The 15,583-nt window shown below is 69.2% G+C and carries 18 protein-coding genes and 1 pseudogene; 11 read left to right on the top strand and 8 right to left on the bottom strand.

Going from position 1 to position 15,583, the window contains the following annotated elements:
- Positions 1-331 precede the first annotated feature (331 nt).
- Complete coding sequence (locus AB0I04_RS35960; protein WP_360894963.1) at positions 332-991, bottom strand: LysR family transcriptional regulator substrate-binding protein; 660 nt, start codon at positions 989-991, stop codon at positions 332-334.
- 89 nt (positions 992-1,080) lie between these two features.
- Here AB0I04_RS35960 and AB0I04_RS35955 point away from each other — a divergent pair.
- The 4 genes and pseudogenes from AB0I04_RS35955 to AB0I04_RS35940 form a co-directional block, all read left to right on the top strand.
- Positions 1,081-1,749: pseudogene (locus AB0I04_RS35955) on the top strand (polysaccharide deacetylase family protein); the annotation flags it as partial.
- Positions 1,742-2,716, top strand: a complete 975-nt coding sequence (locus tag AB0I04_RS35950) for an NmrA/HSCARG family protein (RefSeq protein WP_360894960.1) — start codon at positions 1,742-1,744, stop codon at positions 2,714-2,716. The pseudogene AB0I04_RS35955 and the gene AB0I04_RS35950, both read left to right, overlap by 8 nt.
- A 54-nt stretch (positions 2,717-2,770) precedes the next feature.
- The gene (locus AB0I04_RS35945) at positions 2,771-3,355 is read left to right on the top strand and encodes a dihydrofolate reductase family protein (RefSeq protein ID WP_360894957.1); all 585 of its coding nucleotides are present in this window, start codon (positions 2,771-2,773) and stop codon (positions 3,353-3,355) included.
- A 73-nt stretch (positions 3,356-3,428) separates the two neighbouring features.
- Positions 3,429-3,923: a pyridoxamine 5'-phosphate oxidase gene (locus AB0I04_RS35940; protein ID WP_360894954.1), complete on the top strand. Its 495-nt coding sequence runs from the start codon at positions 3,429-3,431 to the stop codon at positions 3,921-3,923.
- 47 nt (positions 3,924-3,970) lie between these two features.
- On the opposite strand, the gene AB0I04_RS35935 is transcribed toward AB0I04_RS35940, so the two are convergent.
- The 3 genes from AB0I04_RS35935 to AB0I04_RS35925 all read right to left on the bottom strand — a co-directional run bounded on the left by AB0I04_RS35935 (position 3,971) and on the right by AB0I04_RS35925 (position 5,448).
- Positions 3,971-4,153, bottom strand: a complete 183-nt coding sequence (locus AB0I04_RS35935; protein ID WP_360894952.1) for a hypothetical protein — start codon at positions 4,151-4,153, stop codon at positions 3,971-3,973.
- Between the two features lie 193 nt (positions 4,154-4,346).
- Positions 4,347-4,475 (bottom strand): hypothetical protein, encoded by a 129-nt coding sequence (locus tag AB0I04_RS35930; protein WP_360894949.1) that lies wholly within the window; start codon positions 4,473-4,475, stop codon positions 4,347-4,349.
- Positions 4,476-4,698: 223 nt separating this feature from the next.
- Positions 4,699-5,448, bottom strand: a complete 750-nt coding sequence (locus AB0I04_RS35925; RefSeq protein ID WP_360894947.1) for a class I SAM-dependent methyltransferase — start codon at positions 5,446-5,448, stop codon at positions 4,699-4,701.
- A 135-nt stretch (positions 5,449-5,583) separates the two neighbouring features.
- Here AB0I04_RS35925 and AB0I04_RS35920 point away from each other — a divergent pair, with 135 nt between their 5' ends.
- Both AB0I04_RS35920 and AB0I04_RS35915 read left to right on the top strand, forming a co-directional pair.
- Positions 5,584-6,210, top strand: a complete 627-nt coding sequence (locus AB0I04_RS35920) for a hypothetical protein (protein WP_360894944.1) — start codon at positions 5,584-5,586, stop codon at positions 6,208-6,210.
- A 16-nt stretch (positions 6,211-6,226) separates the two neighbouring features.
- The gene (locus AB0I04_RS35915) at positions 6,227-6,742 is read left to right on the top strand and encodes a hypothetical protein (protein ID WP_360894941.1); all 516 of its coding nucleotides are present in this window, start codon (positions 6,227-6,229) and stop codon (positions 6,740-6,742) included.
- A gap of 188 nt (positions 6,743-6,930) precedes the next feature.
- Here the strand turns inward: AB0I04_RS35915 and AB0I04_RS35910 are convergent, their stop codons facing one another.
- On the bottom strand, positions 6,931-7,785 hold the full coding sequence (locus AB0I04_RS35910; RefSeq protein ID WP_360894939.1) for a helix-turn-helix transcriptional regulator: 855 nt from the start codon (positions 7,783-7,785) through the stop codon (positions 6,931-6,933).
- Between the two features lie 150 nt (positions 7,786-7,935).
- Between AB0I04_RS35910 and AB0I04_RS35905 the strand changes: the two genes are divergently transcribed.
- Positions 7,936-8,325 carry an ATP-binding protein gene (locus AB0I04_RS35905; protein WP_360894936.1) on the top strand — a complete coding sequence of 130 codons (390 nt, stop codon included), beginning with the start codon at positions 7,936-7,938 and terminating at the stop codon, positions 8,323-8,325.
- 21 nt (positions 8,326-8,346) lie between these two features.
- Here the strand turns inward: AB0I04_RS35905 and AB0I04_RS35900 are convergent, their stop codons facing one another.
- Together AB0I04_RS35900 and AB0I04_RS35895 are read right to left on the bottom strand one after the other, a co-directional pair.
- The gene (locus AB0I04_RS35900; protein ID WP_360894933.1) at positions 8,347-8,823 is read right to left on the bottom strand and encodes a MarR family transcriptional regulator; all 477 of its coding nucleotides are present in this window, start codon (positions 8,821-8,823) and stop codon (positions 8,347-8,349) included.
- Complete coding sequence (locus AB0I04_RS35895) at positions 8,820-10,310, bottom strand: MFS transporter (RefSeq protein ID WP_360894930.1); 1,491 nt, start codon at positions 10,308-10,310, stop codon at positions 8,820-8,822. Before AB0I04_RS35895 ends, AB0I04_RS35900 begins: the two co-directional genes overlap by 4 nt.
- 77 nt (positions 10,311-10,387) lie before the next feature.
- On the opposite strand from AB0I04_RS35895, the gene AB0I04_RS35890 reads away from it, so the two are divergent.
- The 4 genes from AB0I04_RS35890 (at position 10,388) to AB0I04_RS35875 (ending at position 14,293) form a co-directional block, all read left to right on the top strand.
- On the top strand, positions 10,388-12,034 hold the full coding sequence (locus AB0I04_RS35890) for a 3-hydroxybutyryl-CoA dehydrogenase (protein WP_360894927.1): 1,647 nt from the start codon (positions 10,388-10,390) through the stop codon (positions 12,032-12,034).
- A gap of 271 nt (positions 12,035-12,305) precedes the next feature.
- A complete protein-coding gene (locus AB0I04_RS35885; protein ID WP_360894924.1) occupies positions 12,306-12,617 on the top strand; it encodes an ATP/GTP-binding protein in 312 nt (103 codons plus the stop codon).
- Between the two features lie 10 nt (positions 12,618-12,627).
- Positions 12,628-13,338: an alpha/beta hydrolase gene (locus AB0I04_RS35880; RefSeq protein WP_360894921.1), complete on the top strand. Its 711-nt coding sequence runs from the start codon at positions 12,628-12,630 to the stop codon at positions 13,336-13,338.
- 169 nt (positions 13,339-13,507) lie between these two features.
- Entirely contained in the window at positions 13,508-14,293 is a 786-nt protein-coding gene (locus tag AB0I04_RS35875; RefSeq protein WP_360894918.1) for an alpha/beta hydrolase, read from the top strand.
- A gap of 7 nt (positions 14,294-14,300) precedes the next feature.
- Here the strand turns inward: AB0I04_RS35875 and AB0I04_RS35870 are convergent, their stop codons facing one another.
- Positions 14,301-15,509 (bottom strand): AI-2E family transporter, encoded by a 1,209-nt coding sequence (locus AB0I04_RS35870; protein ID WP_360894915.1) that lies wholly within the window; start codon positions 15,507-15,509, stop codon positions 14,301-14,303.
- Between the last annotated feature and the right edge of the window lie 74 nt (positions 15,510-15,583).

The following is a 15,583-nucleotide window of genomic DNA, read 5'->3' as shown; positions in this document are numbered from 1 at the left end:
CCGCCCATGCGGCTTCATGGCACTTCACTGGAAACCTTTATTCTACCAAGTTTGACTGCGTGGACGCTGGTCAGCAGTATGAGCGTGAAGGTTACCCGTACAAGTGCCTCTATTCTTGGTATTCCAATCAAACCCTTTACTGGCTTTACATCTACGAGTAATGCCTAATTCGATGCATCGCGGAAGGCATCGCACGCGCCAAGGAGATCGCCACTGCCGGGCCGGTACCGTCGATCGCGGTCTGCACCACCACGCCGACGGCATCCGAACCGCGCACCGCGCTCAGTGGCACGCGGCCGGATCGGGCGTCATTGACGCTTAAGCCAAGTCATCAGGTCCGTGGCGTCAGGTGTTCGATCGCGCACTGTCGGAACTCGGCCACCAGACGCCCGTTGTCGTCGGCCCGGGTCGCCAGCACGACTCTGCTCGGGGCGACCCCGAGCAGAGGGATCAGTGTCAGATCCGATCGGGTGGTCTGGACGTGGTCGGGGGTGGCGACGGCGAGGGTGTCGCCGGAGGCTACGAACTCCCACGTGTCGTCCAGCGAGTTCATGATGGGCCCGGCGGGAGCGGGACGGCCGTCCGGCCGCGGTTCCAGGTGCCAGAAGGCGCGGCACACGGAGTCGAGGCCGGATACCTGGGGCAAGGGTTCGTCGGCGATGTCCTCGAGGACGACGAACGGCCGTCCGGCCAGGCGGTGATCGCGGGGGACGACCACGACGCGTGGCTCGTCGTAGAGCGGCGTGACCTGAAGCCGATCGGCCGGGAACAGCAGGCGGGTGACGACCGCGTCCACATGATGGTCGAGGAGGGCCTCAGCGGGCCGGCGCCACCCGAGGTACACCGTCCGCACTGTTGCGTCCGGGTGCCGGCGACGCAGTTCGCGGGTCGCCGCGGTGACGACGAGGCCTGGCATGTATCCGATCGATACGCTGCCGAGCCCGGCTGCCGCCCGCGCCGTGGCGATGGCCTCATCCGCGGCTCGGAGCAACGCCCTGGCCCTGGGCAGAAACGCTTCCCCAGCCGCGCTGAGGCGGCTGCCCGCACAGTGTCTCCTGGTCCGAATACGGTTGCACGACCGGGGTGTGGCGGCTGCTCGAGATCCTGCGATCCCATCGCATGCCCGCCACCTTCGGTGTCAACGGTCTGGTGGCCGAACGGTTCCCCGAGGCGGTGCTGGCCGTACACGACGCGGGACACGAGATCGCCGCGCACTCCTACGCGCAGGACGTCATACCGGCGCTGCTCGACGTACCGGCCGAACGCGCGAACATCCGCCGCTGCACCGAGATACTCGAAAGCCTCACCGGCGTCCGTCCGACCGGCTGGATGAGTCCCCGTGCCTCCGGCACCGCAGGCACTCCGGAGCTGCTGGCCGAGTCAGGCTACTTGTGGTCGGGGGACTACAACGACCACGAACTGCCCCAGGTGATACCAACCTCGGCCGGCCCGCTCGTCACGATCATGCACAGCGAGCTGTCCGACGTCCGCGGCGCCGCCGGACCGCGGGCCTTTCTCGACAGCCACGCCGACCTGCTGGACCACCTGCTCGGCGCATCCCGTCCTGGGGTGTTCAACCTGACCGTGCACGCACACGTCGGCGGAAGACCGCTGCCGTCCAGCATGTTCGACCGGATCCTCGAGCACGTCGAGCAGGCGCGCAACGACGTGTGGATCGCCACGCACCAGCAGGTCGCCGAGCACGTTCTCGGACATCTAACGAAAGGACCGGTTACCAGTCATGGGTGACACACTCGTCATCGGCGGCACGGGCGCGATGGGACGCAGGGTCGTCTCCCGCCTTCTCGAATCACCGGATGCGACGGTTGCCGTGCTCACCCGCGATCCTCGTTCGGAGCGAGCCACCGACTTGCTCGCGCGGGGCGGCGGCCGGGTCCGGATGCTCCAGGGCCACCTGGACGATCCCGGCAGCATCCACGCGGCTGTGTCCGATGTGGACCAGGTGTTCTGTAACACCGACTTCTTCTCCAGCGGCAGCGTACTTGGCGAACACCGGCAGGGGATCACCGTTCTCGAGGCCGCGAAAGCGGCCGGCGTCGAGAGGTTCATCTGGTCGTCGCTCGACAGCGCTGTGACCCTGACCAACGGAGCCATCCCCGTCCCGCACTACGACGCCAAGGCCGCGGTCGCGGCACACATCAACCTGCTCCGGTCGGAGGAGATGATGCGGGAGGAAAAGGACGGCTGGTACAGCGAACACGTGTCGATCCTGACGACATCGCCGTACTTCGAGAACCTACGAGTGCGGCTCGCGCCGGGTCGCGGCCCGCTGCCCGACGGTCGTTCCGGGCTGCTGTTCTCACTCCCGCTGGGAACAGGGAAGTACCCGTTGATCGGTCTGGACGACATCGCCCGGTTCAGCGACTTCATGTTCAAGCACTGGCAGAGCTGGGGCAGTCGCGATCTGGCCGTCACGGGAGACAGCCTCACCGGCGAAGAGATCGCCGCGACCTTCGAGCGCGTCACAGGAACGCCATGCGGATACAACCCGGTGCCCCTCGACGTCCTGAGATCCTCCATTCCGGATGTGGGACACGATTACTCAGCCATGTTCCAGTTCTTCCAGGCACGCGACGTCTTCGGTCTGGATCGGGACATTCCACTCCTCCGTGAGATCCACCCCGAGATGATGACTTTCGAGGGCTGGCTGCGCTGGACAGGATGGGACGGGACCGAAGTAGTGGCCGACCGATGAGTTCTGGTCGCCTGGGACGTTTCACTGGGCAGAGGAACCCACCGGGAGGTCCACATGGCCAAGGTCTACACCCACATGACGATGTCCCTGGACGGCTACATCGCCGACCCGAAGGACGGGACCGATGAGCTGTTCGGCTGGTACGGCGCCGGCGGCGTCACGGTGCCGAGTGCCGACGAGCGCTGGTCGTTCCAGGTCGACGCGAACAGCGCGGAGATGCTGCGCGAGATTCTCTCCGGCGTCGGTGCGCTCGTCTGCGGCCGCCGGCTCTTCGACCTGACCAACGGCTGGGACGACAGTCACCCGATCGGGGCCCCGGCCGTCGTCGTGACCCACAACGCGCCCCAGAACGCGGCGAAGTGGCCGCGAACCACCTTCGTCGACCGCGTCGCGGAAGGCGTCGCGCGGGCCAAGGAGATCGCCGGCGAGAAAGACGTCAGTGTCGCGAGCGCCGACATCGCGCGGCAGGCCCTCGATCTGGGACTGGTGGACGAGGTCTGCGTCAGCCTCGTACCGGTGCTACTCGGCAAGGGCATCCCGTACTTCACCGACCTGGCCGGCGCCCCGCACCGCTTCGACGACCCAGTCGTGATCCAGGGCAATCGCGCCACCCACCTTCGCTACCGCGTGCGACGCTGAGCCTTTGAGGACGGCGATGAGTTCACGTCGGCTCTCCGGTCAGTACGGTCGAACCGACCTATGGAGATGACTCATGGAACTCGCACAGGGCGACCTGCGCCTGTTGGAGACGGACACCGCCCAGCGCCTCCTGCACTCGACGATCCCGGCTCGGCTCGCCTACGTGGCGACGGATGGGACGCCCCGGGTGATGTCGACGTGGTTCGTCTGGACCCGCGGCGAACTCGTGATGGCGACGTACGTCCACTGCCCGCCGATGGGGATCACGCGCCCGGCCGCGCGGCTGCGCGCCCTGCGCGCGAACCCCGCCGTGGCCGTCACGATCGACACGGAGCCGCAGCCGCCGGAGGTGCTCCTCCTGCGCGGCCGGGTGTCGATCACCGAGGTCGACGGCATGGTGCCTGAGCAGGCGCAGGCGGCACGCCGTTTCCTCGGAGAAGCGGGCGGTGCCGGGTACGTCGCCCAGGCCTCGCACCCGGATACGAGGATGGCACGCATCGCGCTACGCCCCACGTGGGCAGGCGTGCTGGACTTCCAGAACCGGCTCCCCGGCATCCTCGGCGGCTGACACCTGGGCGTTGGGAGACGGCCCCGAGCCCAGGTCGCAACGTACGTTCAGCCGGCCTCGGTCCGGAGCGGCAAGGGAACGAGAGCCGCCGTCTCTTCGGCGAGATGCAGGCCCTCGTACACCCGGCGGAAGGCGGTGGACCACAGCGCGACCTCGTGCTCGTCGGCGCCGCAGGCGCGGACGAAGCCCTGCACGTACCTGAGCTTCGCCCGCGTCCTGCCGTTGAGCACCGAGGCGATGGTGGTGTGCGAGAACGCGCCGTTCGACCAGGTGCTGAGCTGGCGGGGTGGAGTGGTCGCCCGCCCACTTGCGGAACGCCCGCATCACCGCCACGAACTCCTGTTCGTCGGTGGCCCGCGTCGGCTTCGGAGCGGTCCGCCGCCACTGGTCCAGGACATCGTCGGTGCCGAGTGCAAGCCGCCCTCAGGTTCGGTCGCCGGGACGCAGGCCCTGGCCGGCCAGCAGGCCGACCAGCATCATCTCGGCCTGCCGAACGTCCCCGCCGGTGTAGACCACGAGCAACAGCCCGCCTATCACCGCCAGGACGGCCATCGGCCGCGGTCAGGAATAACTGTTGCTGCTTGATATTCGGCCGCCTTCTAAAGACTATTTCCGTGAGCGTTCGCCCTTCGATCGGTACGAGACCCGACAGGAGACCGAGGCGCTCACGGTGTGTCAGTTGCGGCTGGCCCACCCTCGACGAGCGGCGGCGGGCGATGCGCCCGAGGCGCCTCGCCCGCCGCGCGTTCCGCAACTCGGCTCACCGAAGACCGCATCAGCCGTCATTCGTCCGCCGGAGGTACAGGGTCGCGAACCCGAGCGTGCCGCGGTAGCCGTGAAGCCAGGCGGAACGATGGTCGTCGGAGGCCTTGAGCGCCTGACCGCTGTCCGGATGTTCCGGGTGGTCGAGGGCCCACCGTGACAGGGCGCCGGCCCAGGACCACTCGTAGTCGTCCCACTCCTGCTGCGTGCTGACGTGCCCGTACAAGAGGACCCATCCGCGCGACCGGATGTGATCGACGGTCATGGCAAGGTTGTCGTACTCGTCGTCGGCGAAGCCGCAGTCGAGAGTCGCCTGGCCGGGCGGGCGCTCCCAGAACCCGTCGCCGATGAGGACACCGCCCCCGGCGGCGAGATGGCGGGCGGCCGCGTCGAGCGTCGACATCAGGCGCCCGAAGGCATGCACGGCACCGACGCTGATCACCAGGTCGAATCGGTGCGGAGACGTGAACTCGCCGGCATCCACTTCATGGAAGACGACCCGATCGGCCACTCCGGCGGCGCTCGCGGCCTTGCGAGCCCGAGCGATCGCCGAGGCGTCCACGTCGACACCCTCGGCCCGAAGCCCGGGACGCCCGGCCAGCGCGCGTACCAGCCAGGTTCCCTGCCCGCACCCGAGATCGAGGATCCGCTCGTCACCGCGTCGCAGAGCCCGATCGAGCAGCGTACGCACTGAGTCATCGGCGAGAGGAGCCATGATCGGATGGTCACCGTGGGCGATCCCGCTGATTTCCTGACGATTCATAGGCGGCATCCTGCCCGCGACTTCGTGGAGCGTCTTCCGAATATCCGCACCCACGGCCCGTACGAGCACTGCCGCCGGCGGCAGTATCCGTCGGGACGCCGTCGATCGTCGCACCCATGCTCAATAATTCCGGCCATGGGATTTTGGGGAACCTTCCTGGTGGCGCGCGCTGATCGGCCTCTCCCGGACCTCGACGGTGTCCGAGACCTGGCCGACCACATTGTTTGGCACGGCAAGGGCCAGGACGGCTGGCAGGCGGTTCAACTGCACCGAGCACCGGAGGACTGGCACCCGCCGATGACCGGTGCGGACGACAGGGAACACCTGCTGAAGTCGGTGCTGGCCCAGACCGGTCGGCCGGTGCTGGCGGCCATCGTGCTGGCCAGCGACGGCGCCCAGCTGATCGGTTACAGCCCACTGGCCGGCCGGTGGAGCGGCTGGCTGACGCTGGAGGTGCTCATCGACTACCTCGACTCGCAGTACACCGAGTGCCTCGAAGTGGATGACGACGAAGAACTCCCTGCCGACCTCGACGAGTTCTGGCAGAGCCGTTATCGCGAGGCCTGTCGCCCGCTGTACGAGCTGGTGCCGCCCGCCGACATTGCCGCACCGCATGCCGTGGCATGGGCGGTCGAGGCGGGTTACGCGCCGAGTGCGGAGGCGGTGGCGGCGGTCCTCGACGGCGGCGATGTCATGGTCGAGGATCAGTTCTTCAAGCTCCTAGCGGCGCTGGGGCTACCCGCGCTGACCGGGTCCGCCTGACAGGCCGTGGTGTCCGGTGACCGAACGGACTTACCGGTACGTGGGCCCCTCCGACCTTCTCGCCACGGTGCGACCCGGGGGTGAGGGCCGTGCGATCCGTTCCCCGGACGACCTCACCGCCTGGTCGACCGGTCGTGGCGACGCCGAACTCGACGAGCCCTTCACCTACGTCGTGGATCTGAGTGGAACGTTGCGGCTGGCGCCGAGGCGAAGCGAACACGTCGCATGCGCGGGCGGAGCCCCGGTTCTGGGCGCCGGAGAGGTCGCGTTCCGCCGCGAGCGGGGCCGCTGGGTCGTCGATGAGATCAGCAACCAGTCGACCGGCTACTGCCCGGACGTCACGAGCTGGCCAGCGGTCCGCGACGCCCTCGACCACGCGGGTATCGCCTACCCGGGCGGCTTCACCCATCCAGTCATCTTCCGCCGCTGCCCGACCTGCCACGAGCGGAACATCGTCCGCGACGACGACTTCCACTGCGCTCTCTGCGACACCGAACTCCCCGCCACGTGGAACATGGACCCGCGCGCCTGACCGGTGGGTTGGCGGGCCTGTCATCAGCTCAAATCAAAGCCGTATGACAGCGACCTGCACGCACTCGCCGCCCTGATCCGCGCTATGGCTGCTGGTACGCCACACGGCGGCGACCTGCACGCATGTCCCGCCTTGCTCGCCGCTGCGCTTGCTCGTCCGCCAAGCAGCAGCTGTGAGATCGGTCTGTGTCATAGCTTCGACATTAGCCTCTCGATCATCGCGCGGGAATGGTCTTCGGAGAGGGCCTTGGCACGCAGGTGTTCGAATGCGGTCATGTACACGTGGACATCTTCAACTTCCTCGCGGTACGAGATGGAAGTCAGCGAATCGACGGTTACGAGTGTGAGGCTGCCAGGAGGGGCTATGTCCATGATCGTGAACGAGCCTGTCATCCCCTGATATTCGCCGACCGCAAACGGTAGAACCTGCAGGGTCATGTTCGATGCCTCGGATGCCTCTACCAAACGTCGGAGCTGGCTCTTTGTGGTTGCCGGCCCGCCGACCAGCCGTCTCACCGCAGCCTCATCAACGATCGCATGGACCCGGGGCGGATTCGCTCGGCGGAGGACCTCTTGTCGTTTCATCCTCACGGCGATCAAGCGCTCTACCCGATCAGAGAGGTGCGCGAACGGGCCGACTTTGAACAGCGCGCGAGCGTACTGCTCGGTCTGAAGCAATCCGGGGATGAGCATTACGTCGAAGAAATCAATGGACGTGGCATCGGATTCGAGGCCAATGAAGTCCATCATTTCGGGGGAGAGGTCGGTGGCGTAGCGCTGCCACCAGCCCTTCTTACGGCCGTTGCGGCACCAGTCGAACAGGCGGCCAGTGATGGCGGCGTCGGTGACGCCATACTTGCCGAGGATGTACTCCAGGTCGCGGACCGGGAGGTGGTGCAGGCCCTTCTCGATTCGGCTCAGCGACGAGGGCGAGCGCATCAGGACGTGGGCGGCGTCGTCTAACGTGAGGCCGGCCGCTTCGCGGTGGTCGCGAAGGGCCATACCCAGCCTGCGCAGCCGGATCGTCGGCGTGATGGTGGCCATGGCGGCATTGTGACCAGGCGCGAGTCGCGTCGCCACGCGAATCGGCGATGTGCAAATCGGCTCCTCGCCGTCACTCCCCTTTGACGAAGCGTGTTGAACGCATTACCCGGCGCGACGATGCTTGCGGCGACATCGGCGAGAGGAGTCGTCATGGGGGCGATGATCGTGCTGGGAACTCTGACGCTTCCGGGCAGCGAGCGGTGCGTCGTCCACGCCCGGCGCTTCGTCCGCGACCTGATGGGCGAGGCCCATCCGGCCGTCGACGACGCCGAACTGTGCACCAGTGAGCTGGTCACCAACGCCGTCGTGCACACGAAGTCGGGCCGAGGCGGCCACGTGACCATCACCGTCGCGCGGGACGGCGACTTGGTCGAGATCTGTGTCGGGGACGACGGCGCGGGCGGCGAGGTGCCGCACGTACGGGATGAGCCCTTCGCGGAGGACGGCCGGGGCATGGTCATCGTGACGGCGCTCGCCGCCGAATGGGGCGTGGAGGCCGAGCGCGGCGGCACCACGACCTGGTTCCGCCTCCGCAGCTGAAAGGCGGGCTCGGGGTAAGGCCTACGCGGACGACGAGCGGAGCTTGGCCATGATCCGGTCGAGGGCGGCGAGTTCGTCCGGCTCGAGGGCGAGCAGGGAGCGGGGCGGCCGGGCCAGGATGTCGTGCGCCTGACGGGCGACCGCCGCCCCGGCCGGAGTGAGCGAGACGATCTTGGAGCGGCGGTCCTCGGGATGGACGCTGCGCTCCACGTAGCCGCGTTTTTCGAGGTCGTCGACGACCAGGGTGGTGTACGGCTTCTCGGTCTGGAGGCGGGCGGTCAGCTCGCGCATCGTGAGCGGGCCGGGCAGCAGGCGGCGCAGCGCCTTGACGCGGAAGAAGCTCATGCCGAGCGTGTCGGTGATCTCCTTGCGGCGATCCTCCTGCCGTAGGACGAGGTCGCCCATGGCCGCCCAGACGCGGACGGCCGCCTCCGGCTCCGCCACGCCGGAGGCCGACGGGCCGGTTGCGTCCGCGGGGCCGTTCGTCGCGTCGCTCATGAGGTGTCCGCCGTCCTGATCGAGCCGTGGTCGAGCCGCTCCGCGGTGCGCGCGGCGGTCTGCCTGGCCCAGCGGCCGGTCGTGAGGATACCGAGAGCCAGGATCACGCTGCCACAACCCACGCTGACCCACCATCCGAGGTGGCTGGCCTGCGGGAATCCGGTGCGCAGCGGCCCGTGCACGGCCGAGGTGACCAGGGATCCGATGACGGCGACGCCCAGGGACTGACCGATCTGGCGGCTCGTGGAGGCGACGGCGGCGGCGACTCCGGCCTGGGCGCGCGGCATGCCGGAGACGGCGGTGTTGGTGATCGGCGCGTTGACCATGCCGAACCCGAGCCCGAACAGCACGTACGCCGCCATGAGACGCCACGTCGGGGTGTGGCCGGTGAGGCTCGTGAGGATCAGCGCGCTCGCGGCCATCGTCCCGCCCGCGACGATCAGCGGTACGCGCGGCCCGGCCCTACCGACGATGCGGCCGGACAGCGGTGCGCAGAGCAGGGTCATCCCGGCCATCGGCAGGGTGAGCAGACCGGCGTGGAACGCGGAGTGGCCGAGGACGTCCTGCAGGTAGAGGGTGTTGACGAAGAGGAAGCCGCCGAGCGAGGCGAACCCGCAGATGGCGATGACCGTCGCGCCCGCGAACGGGGTGCTGCGGAAGAACCGCGGGTTGATCAGCGGCTCGGCGCGGCGCAGTTCGTACGGGATGAGGCCGGCCAGCGCGAGGGCGGCCGCCGCGAGGCAACCCACCGTCTGCGCGGAGCCCCATCCGGCGCTCGGCGCCTCGATGATCCCGTACGTGAGGCCGGCGAGCAGCACGACGATCAGGAGCTGGCCGACCGGGTCTACCGGCCGCGGGCGCGGGGCGCGCGATTCAGGTACGAACCGTGCGCACAGCACGAACGCGGCCAGGCCCACCGGAATGTTGATCCAGAAGATCGCCTGCCAGCCGGCGGAGGCGGCGAGCGTACCGCCGAGCAGCGGGCCCAGCGCCATGCTGATGCCCACCACGCCACCCCACACACCGATGGCGCGGGCCCGTTCCCGGGGGTCGGTGAAGGTGTTCGTGATGATCGACATGGCGACCGGGTTGAGCATGGAGCCGCCGACCGCCTGCACCATGCGCGCGGCGACCAGCCAGCCCAGGCTCGGCGACAGGGAGCACAGCAGAGAGCCCAGGGTGAACAGGATCAGGCCGGTCTGGAACGTCCGCCGCCGCCCGATCCGGTCCGCCGTCGAGCCCGACAGCATCAGCAGGGCGGCGAGCACGACCGTGTACGCGTCGATGATCCACTGCAGGCCGGAGACGGATGCGTGGATATCGCGCTGAATGGAGGGCAGGGCGACGTTCACGATCGTGTTGTCCAGGCCGACGATGAACAGGCTCATGCAGCAGATCGCGAGGATCAGTAGGCGCCGCCGCTGGTCCGGCGGGGCGGTGTCGCCTGGGGCGGGAGAGCGGTCGGCGCGTCGTCTAGTTCCGTACATATAACTATTATACAGATATAACCAACCTGACCGGGTCGGCCTTACAGCTGGACCAGAAGCTCTGGGAGACTGCGGGCATGGGTGCTTCGCTGAACAAGGTCGGGGTCGTAGGGCTCGGCACGATGGGGGCAGGGATCGCCGAGGTGCTCGCTCGGAGCGGGCTGGACGTCGTCGGGATCGAGGTGGGCGACGAGGCGCTGAAGCGCGGCCGCGGGCACCTGGAGAGCTCCACCGGCCGGGCCGTGAAGCGCGGCAAGCTCTCGGCCGAAGAACAGCAGGCGATCCTCGACCGGATCGAGCTGTCCACCTCGTTCGGCGCCCTGAGCGACTGCGACCTGGTCGTCGAGGCCGTGCCGGAACAACTGGCGCTCAAGCGCCGGGTGTTCGAGCAGCTCGACGAGGTCTGCCGGGCCGACGCCGTCCTCGCCACCAACACGTCGTCGCTGTCGGTCACCGAGATCGCCGTCAGCACGAACCGCCCCGAGCAGATCGTCGGCGTGCACTTCTTCAACCCCGCGCCGGTGATGAAGCTCGTGGAGATCATCCACACCGTGCTGACCCGGCCGGAGGCTCTGGCCGTCGTCCAGGACCTGGTCGAGCGGCTGGGCAAGGTCGGAGTCACCATCGGCGACCGCGCCGGGTTCATCGCGAACCGGCTGCTGTTCGGCTACCTGAACCAGGCCGCGGCGATGTACGACTCCGGGCACGCGACCCGCGAGGACATCGACGCCGCGATGAAGGCGACCGGCCTGCCGATGGGGCCGCTGACGCTGATGGACCTCATCGGACTCGACGTCTCCCTGGAGGTCTGCGAGGCCATCTACCGGGAGACACGGGACCGGCGGCACGCGCCCGCGCCGATTCTGCGGCAGTTCGTCACCGCCGGGCTCCTGGGCCGCAAGACCGGCCGCGGCTTCTACTCCTACGACAGGCCGGCCGTGCCGACCGCGCAGGCCGAGGCCGGGGCCGTCGAGCCGCCGCCCCGGGTCGGGGTCGTCGGGTCGGGCCCGCTGGCCGTCGCCCTCATCCGAGGGTGCCTGCGCGCCGGCGCCGACGTCCGATTCGTCGCCGGCGACACAGAGAAGGCCCAGGCCGTGGCCGCGGCGCTGGAGCAGCCCGTCGAGGGCGGCACCGAGCTGGCGCTACTCGCCGAGTGCGACCTGATCATCGAGGCGGTGGCCGAGGACACGTCGGTGAAGCGGTCGCTGTTCGCCGCCGTCGACGACGTGGCCAAGCCGGGTGCCATCCTCGCCACGACGGCCACGACCGTGCCGGTGATCGAGCTGGCAGCGGCCACGGACCGGCCGCAGGACGTCGTCGGGCTGCACCTGCCCGATCCGGAGGGCGAGCTCGCCGAGATCGCCACGACCGTGGTGACCGCGACGGAGGTCGCGCGCCGGGCGACCGAGTACGTCACCGCGCTCGGCAAGCATCCGGTGCGCTGCCGGGACCGCGCCGGCTTCATCGTCGACGCGCTGCGCGTCCCGTACCTGGGCGACGCCGTACGGATGCTCGAGTCCGGGTACGCCGACGCCGACGCGATCGACGCCGCGATGCGGTACGGCTGTGGATACCCGATCGGTCCGATCGCCGACCTGGACCGGATCGGCCTGGGCCACGCGGTGGAGGTGCTGCGCGCCCTCTACACCGAGCACCGCGAGCCCGCGTACGCGCCCTCCGCACTGCTGGAGGAGCTGTTCACCGCGGGCCGCACATTCCGCTGAGCACCGGCTCGTCCCGTACGACGCTGGCCCCTGAGCACCGGTTCGTCCCGTACGACGCTGGCCCCTGAGCACCGGTTCGTCCCGTACGACGCTGGCCCCTGAGCACCGGAGCGATCCGTACGGCGCCGCCTCCTGAGGAGGCGGCGTGACCCGTACGGCACTGGCCCTCCGAGAACCGGTTCGTCCCGTAAGGCACCGACCACTGCAGACCGGCGCGACCGGTGCGGGCCGATTCGTCCCGTACGGTCCCGGTCCCCGTACCCTGAACGGCATGAGTCCGCGCAAGAACCGCCGTGACCGCGATGCCGTCCGGGAGACCGGGCCCGGCGCGTACGGCGGTCCGCAGCGGAGCGAAGAGGGGTCCGACGGCGACTGGATCGTACGGCCGATCGCGGGCGGGACGAAGGCGTACCGCTGCCCCGGGTGCGACCAGGAGATCGCGCCGGGCGTCGGGCACATCGTGGCCTGGCCCGCCGAGGGCGGCGGGCTCGACGACCGGCGGCACTGGCACCGGCCGTGCTGGAACCATCGCCTCAACCGGCTGCCGAACGTTCAGCGGTCCCGCCGCGGCCCGCGCTACTGAAGGGACGGAGATGGGGGAGATCCGGGCGAGCACGGTGCTGCCCGCGCGCCGCACCGACATCGAGTTGGGGACCGCCGACGGCCTCACCCTCGTCGGCGAGCTGGCCCTGCCGGAGGACCGGCCGCCGGTCGCCACCCTCATCTGCCTGCACCCGTTGCCGACACACGGCGGCATGATGGACAGCCATGTCCTGCGCAAGGCGTCGTACCGGCTGCCGGCGCTCGCCGGGCTCGCCGTGCTGCGGTTCAACACGCGCGGCACGAGCAGCGACCGGGGGACGAGCGAGGGGGAGTTCGGCGGGGGCGACTCGGAGCGGTACGACGTCGCGGCGGCGCTCGAGTACGCCGAGTACCACGACCTACCGCGTGCGTGGCTGCTCGGCTGGTCGTTCGGTACCGAGCTCGCGCTGAAGTGGGGCCGCGACCCGCTCGTGGAGGGCGCGATCCTGCTGTCCCCGCCGCTGCGCCGGGCGACCGACGCCGACCTCGACGCCTGGGCGGAGTTCGGCCGGCCGCTGGTCGCGGTCGTCCCGGAGCATGACGACTACCTGAAGCCGGCGGAGGCGCGCGAGCGCTTCAAGCGGGTGCCGCAGGCGCAGGTCGTGGCCGTCGACGACGCCAAGCACCTGTGGGTCGGCGAGCCGTACGTGCGGATCGTGCTGAACGAGATCGTGCGGCAGGTCGCGCCGGAGGCGTACCCGTTGCCCACCGACGTGGAGTAGAACTTTCGTCGCATCGGCGTAAGAGGTTTTCCACCGCCGTGGACGGTTTCTAAACCTCTGCGACCGAACTCGGCCACGCTCTCGGCGGATCGAATCGCAGCGGTGAGGATGAGCTGTGCTCGTGCGTTCGCCGGGCTGGGCCGCATTCGTACCTGATGAGGTGATAGTCGTGCCGCTGTACAGCCGCGACGTCGGGAACGGAACACCGCTGGTACTTCTGCACGCGTTCCCGCTGTCGTCGGCCATGTGGCTGGCCCAGCGCGAGGCCCTGGCCGAGCGGTTCCGGGTGGTGACGCCGGACCTGCGCGGCTTCGGCGGCTCGCCCCTCGGCACCGCCGAACCCTCGGTCGACGTCATGGCGGACGACGTGGCCGCGCTGCTCGACGCCAAGGGCATCGACCGCGCCGTCGTCGGCGGCCTGTCGATGGGCGGCTACGTCACGCTGGCGTTCTGCCGGCGGCACCCGGACCGGGTCCTCGGCGTCGTGCTCGCCGACACGAAGGCCACGCCGGACACCGAGACGGCGCGGGCCGACCGGCTGCGCATCGCCGAGCGGCTGGAGGCGGACAAGACCGTCGACGTCCTCCTCGAGGAATTATTGCCGCGGCTGGTCGGGCCGACGACCATGCGGCAGCGGGCGCTGATCTATGGACGCGTGCGCGGCCTGGTGCAGTCGGCGCCCCCGTCCGCCGCGGCGTGGGCGCAACGCGCCATGGCGGCCCGCCCGGACGCCCTCGAGTCACTCGCCGGGCTGCACGCCCCCGCCCTCGTCGTCCACGGCGCGGAGGACGAGATCACGACGGAGGACGATGCCCGGGCGATGGTCGAGGCGCTCCCGAACGCCGAGCTCACGCTCGTACCCCGCTCCGGTCACCTTCCCCCCGTCGAGCAGCCGCAGCTGTTCAACGAGGCGGTCGGGGAGTTCGTCGCCGCGCTGGGCCGTACGATCCGCTGACGCCGGATCACACCCGCTCCTGGCGAGGCATGAGGACCTCGCGGATGATCAGCGCGACCGCGGCCGCCGTGGGGATGGCGAGCAGCGCGCCGATCATGCCGAGGAGCGCGCCGCCGATCAGCGCCGCGATGACCGTGACGGCCGGCTGGACGTCGACGGACTTCTTCATCACGCGCGGCTGGACCACGTAGTTCTCGACCTGCTGGTAGATCAGGAAGAAGATCGCGGACGCGATGCCGATCCAGAAGCCGGAGAAGAACGCGATGGCGGTGACGAGGACCGCACCGATCGTCGCGCCGATGAGCGGAATCAGGTCGGTGATGGCCACGAGCAGTGCCAGCGCGATGGCGTACGGCACGTTCACGATCAGCAGGAAGATGTACGACGTGACGCCGGCGATGATCGAGATCAGCACGTTGCCGGCGACGTACCCGCCGATGCGGGAGAGGATCTCGTCGCCCAGCAGCGCGACGCGGGCCCGCCGCGACCGGGGCGCGAGGCGGTACATGAAGCCCGTGATGCTCGGCAGCGACCCCAGGAAGTAGAGCGTCAGGATCAGCACGGTGAACGTGCTGAACACCCCGCTGATCACCACCTGGCCAACGCCGAGGATGCCGTTGGCGGCCTGCTTGCCGAGGTCCTTGCTCTGCAGCGCGTCCCTGGCGCGCTGGAGCAGGTGGTAGCGGTGGTCCCAGTCCTGCAGCTTCGGGTTGTTCTGCAGCTGTTCGAGGTAGCCGTTGCCGCTGGTGAGGTTGTTGACGAACGCGGTGATCTGCTCGGTCAGCGGCGGCACGATCGCGAAACCGAAGCCCACGAAGAAGCCGACCAGGCACAGGAACACGATGAGCACGCCCCACCGACGGCCCACCCCGACCCGCGTCAGCGCCTCGACCGCCGGGTTGAGGCCGACGGCGAGGAACAGCGACACGATGATCAGGATGATCACATCCCGGGCGTCGCCGACCGCCTTGACGAGCATGTACGCGGCGAGCACGCCGAGCGCGCCCCAGAAGCCGAAGATGAACGGGTGGCCGCGGGTGAGCGGTCGGCCGGGGCGGCCGAAGGGGAAGAGCGCGTCGACGCCCGCCTCACGCTGCCGGGCCTCGAGGTCGGTGACCGGATCGACGGCGGCCACCTCGCCCCCGGACCCGGGACTCTCCGTGAGGGTGCCGGTCTCCTCGCGCTGCTCGCCGTCGATGTGGGGTTCGGCAGGCACGCCCGTCTCCTTGCGTTTGTCCCGAAATGATGACAAGAGCCTAGGAGATCACTCCTAGGCTCTTCACCATCTCG

Origin of the sequence: Actinoallomurus sp. NPDC050550 (genome assembly GCF_040655075.1) — a bacterium.
Lineage (GTDB): Bacteria > Actinomycetota > Actinomycetes > Streptosporangiales > Streptosporangiaceae > Actinoallomurus.
Note: the sequence above shows the minus strand (reverse complement) of the source record. Positions and strands in the feature narration are given on the sequence as shown.

Bases quoted from the DNA above. Each gene is read 5' to 3' on its own strand.
- AB0I04_RS35940 (WP_360894954.1), top strand. From the start codon at position 3,429: ATGGAACTCGCACAGGGCGACCTGCGCCTGTTGGAGACGGACACCGCC.
- AB0I04_RS35930 (WP_360894949.1), bottom strand. From the start codon at position 4,475: ATGGCCGTCCTGGCGGTGATAGGCGGGCTGTTGCTCGTGGTCTACACC.
- AB0I04_RS35900 (WP_360894933.1), bottom strand. From the start codon at position 8,823: ATGAGCGACGCGACGAACGGCCCCGCGGACGCAACCGGCCCGTCGGCC.
- AB0I04_RS35925 (WP_360894947.1), bottom strand. From the start codon at position 5,448: ATGAATCGTCAGGAAATCAGCGGGATCGCCCACGGTGACCATCCGATC.
- AB0I04_RS35880 (WP_360894921.1), top strand. From the start codon at position 12,628: ATGGGGGAGATCCGGGCGAGCACGGTGCTGCCCGCGCGCCGCACCGAC.
- AB0I04_RS35905 (WP_360894936.1), top strand. From the start codon at position 7,936: ATGGGGGCGATGATCGTGCTGGGAACTCTGACGCTTCCGGGCAGCGAG.
- AB0I04_RS35945 (WP_360894957.1), top strand. From the start codon at position 2,771: ATGGCCAAGGTCTACACCCACATGACGATGTCCCTGGACGGCTACATC.
- AB0I04_RS35885 (WP_360894924.1), top strand. From the start codon at position 12,306: ATGAGTCCGCGCAAGAACCGCCGTGACCGCGATGCCGTCCGGGAGACC.
- AB0I04_RS35910 (WP_360894939.1), bottom strand. From the start codon at position 7,785: ATGGCCACCATCACGCCGACGATCCGGCTGCGCAGGCTGGGTATGGCC.
- AB0I04_RS35920 (WP_360894944.1), top strand. From the start codon at position 5,584: ATGGGATTTTGGGGAACCTTCCTGGTGGCGCGCGCTGATCGGCCTCTC.
- AB0I04_RS35950 (WP_360894960.1), top strand. From the start codon at position 1,742: ATGGGTGACACACTCGTCATCGGCGGCACGGGCGCGATGGGACGCAGG.
- AB0I04_RS35895 (WP_360894930.1), bottom strand. From the start codon at position 10,310: ATGTACGGAACTAGACGACGCGCCGACCGCTCTCCCGCCCCAGGCGAC.
- AB0I04_RS35890 (WP_360894927.1), top strand. From the start codon at position 10,388: ATGGGTGCTTCGCTGAACAAGGTCGGGGTCGTAGGGCTCGGCACGATG.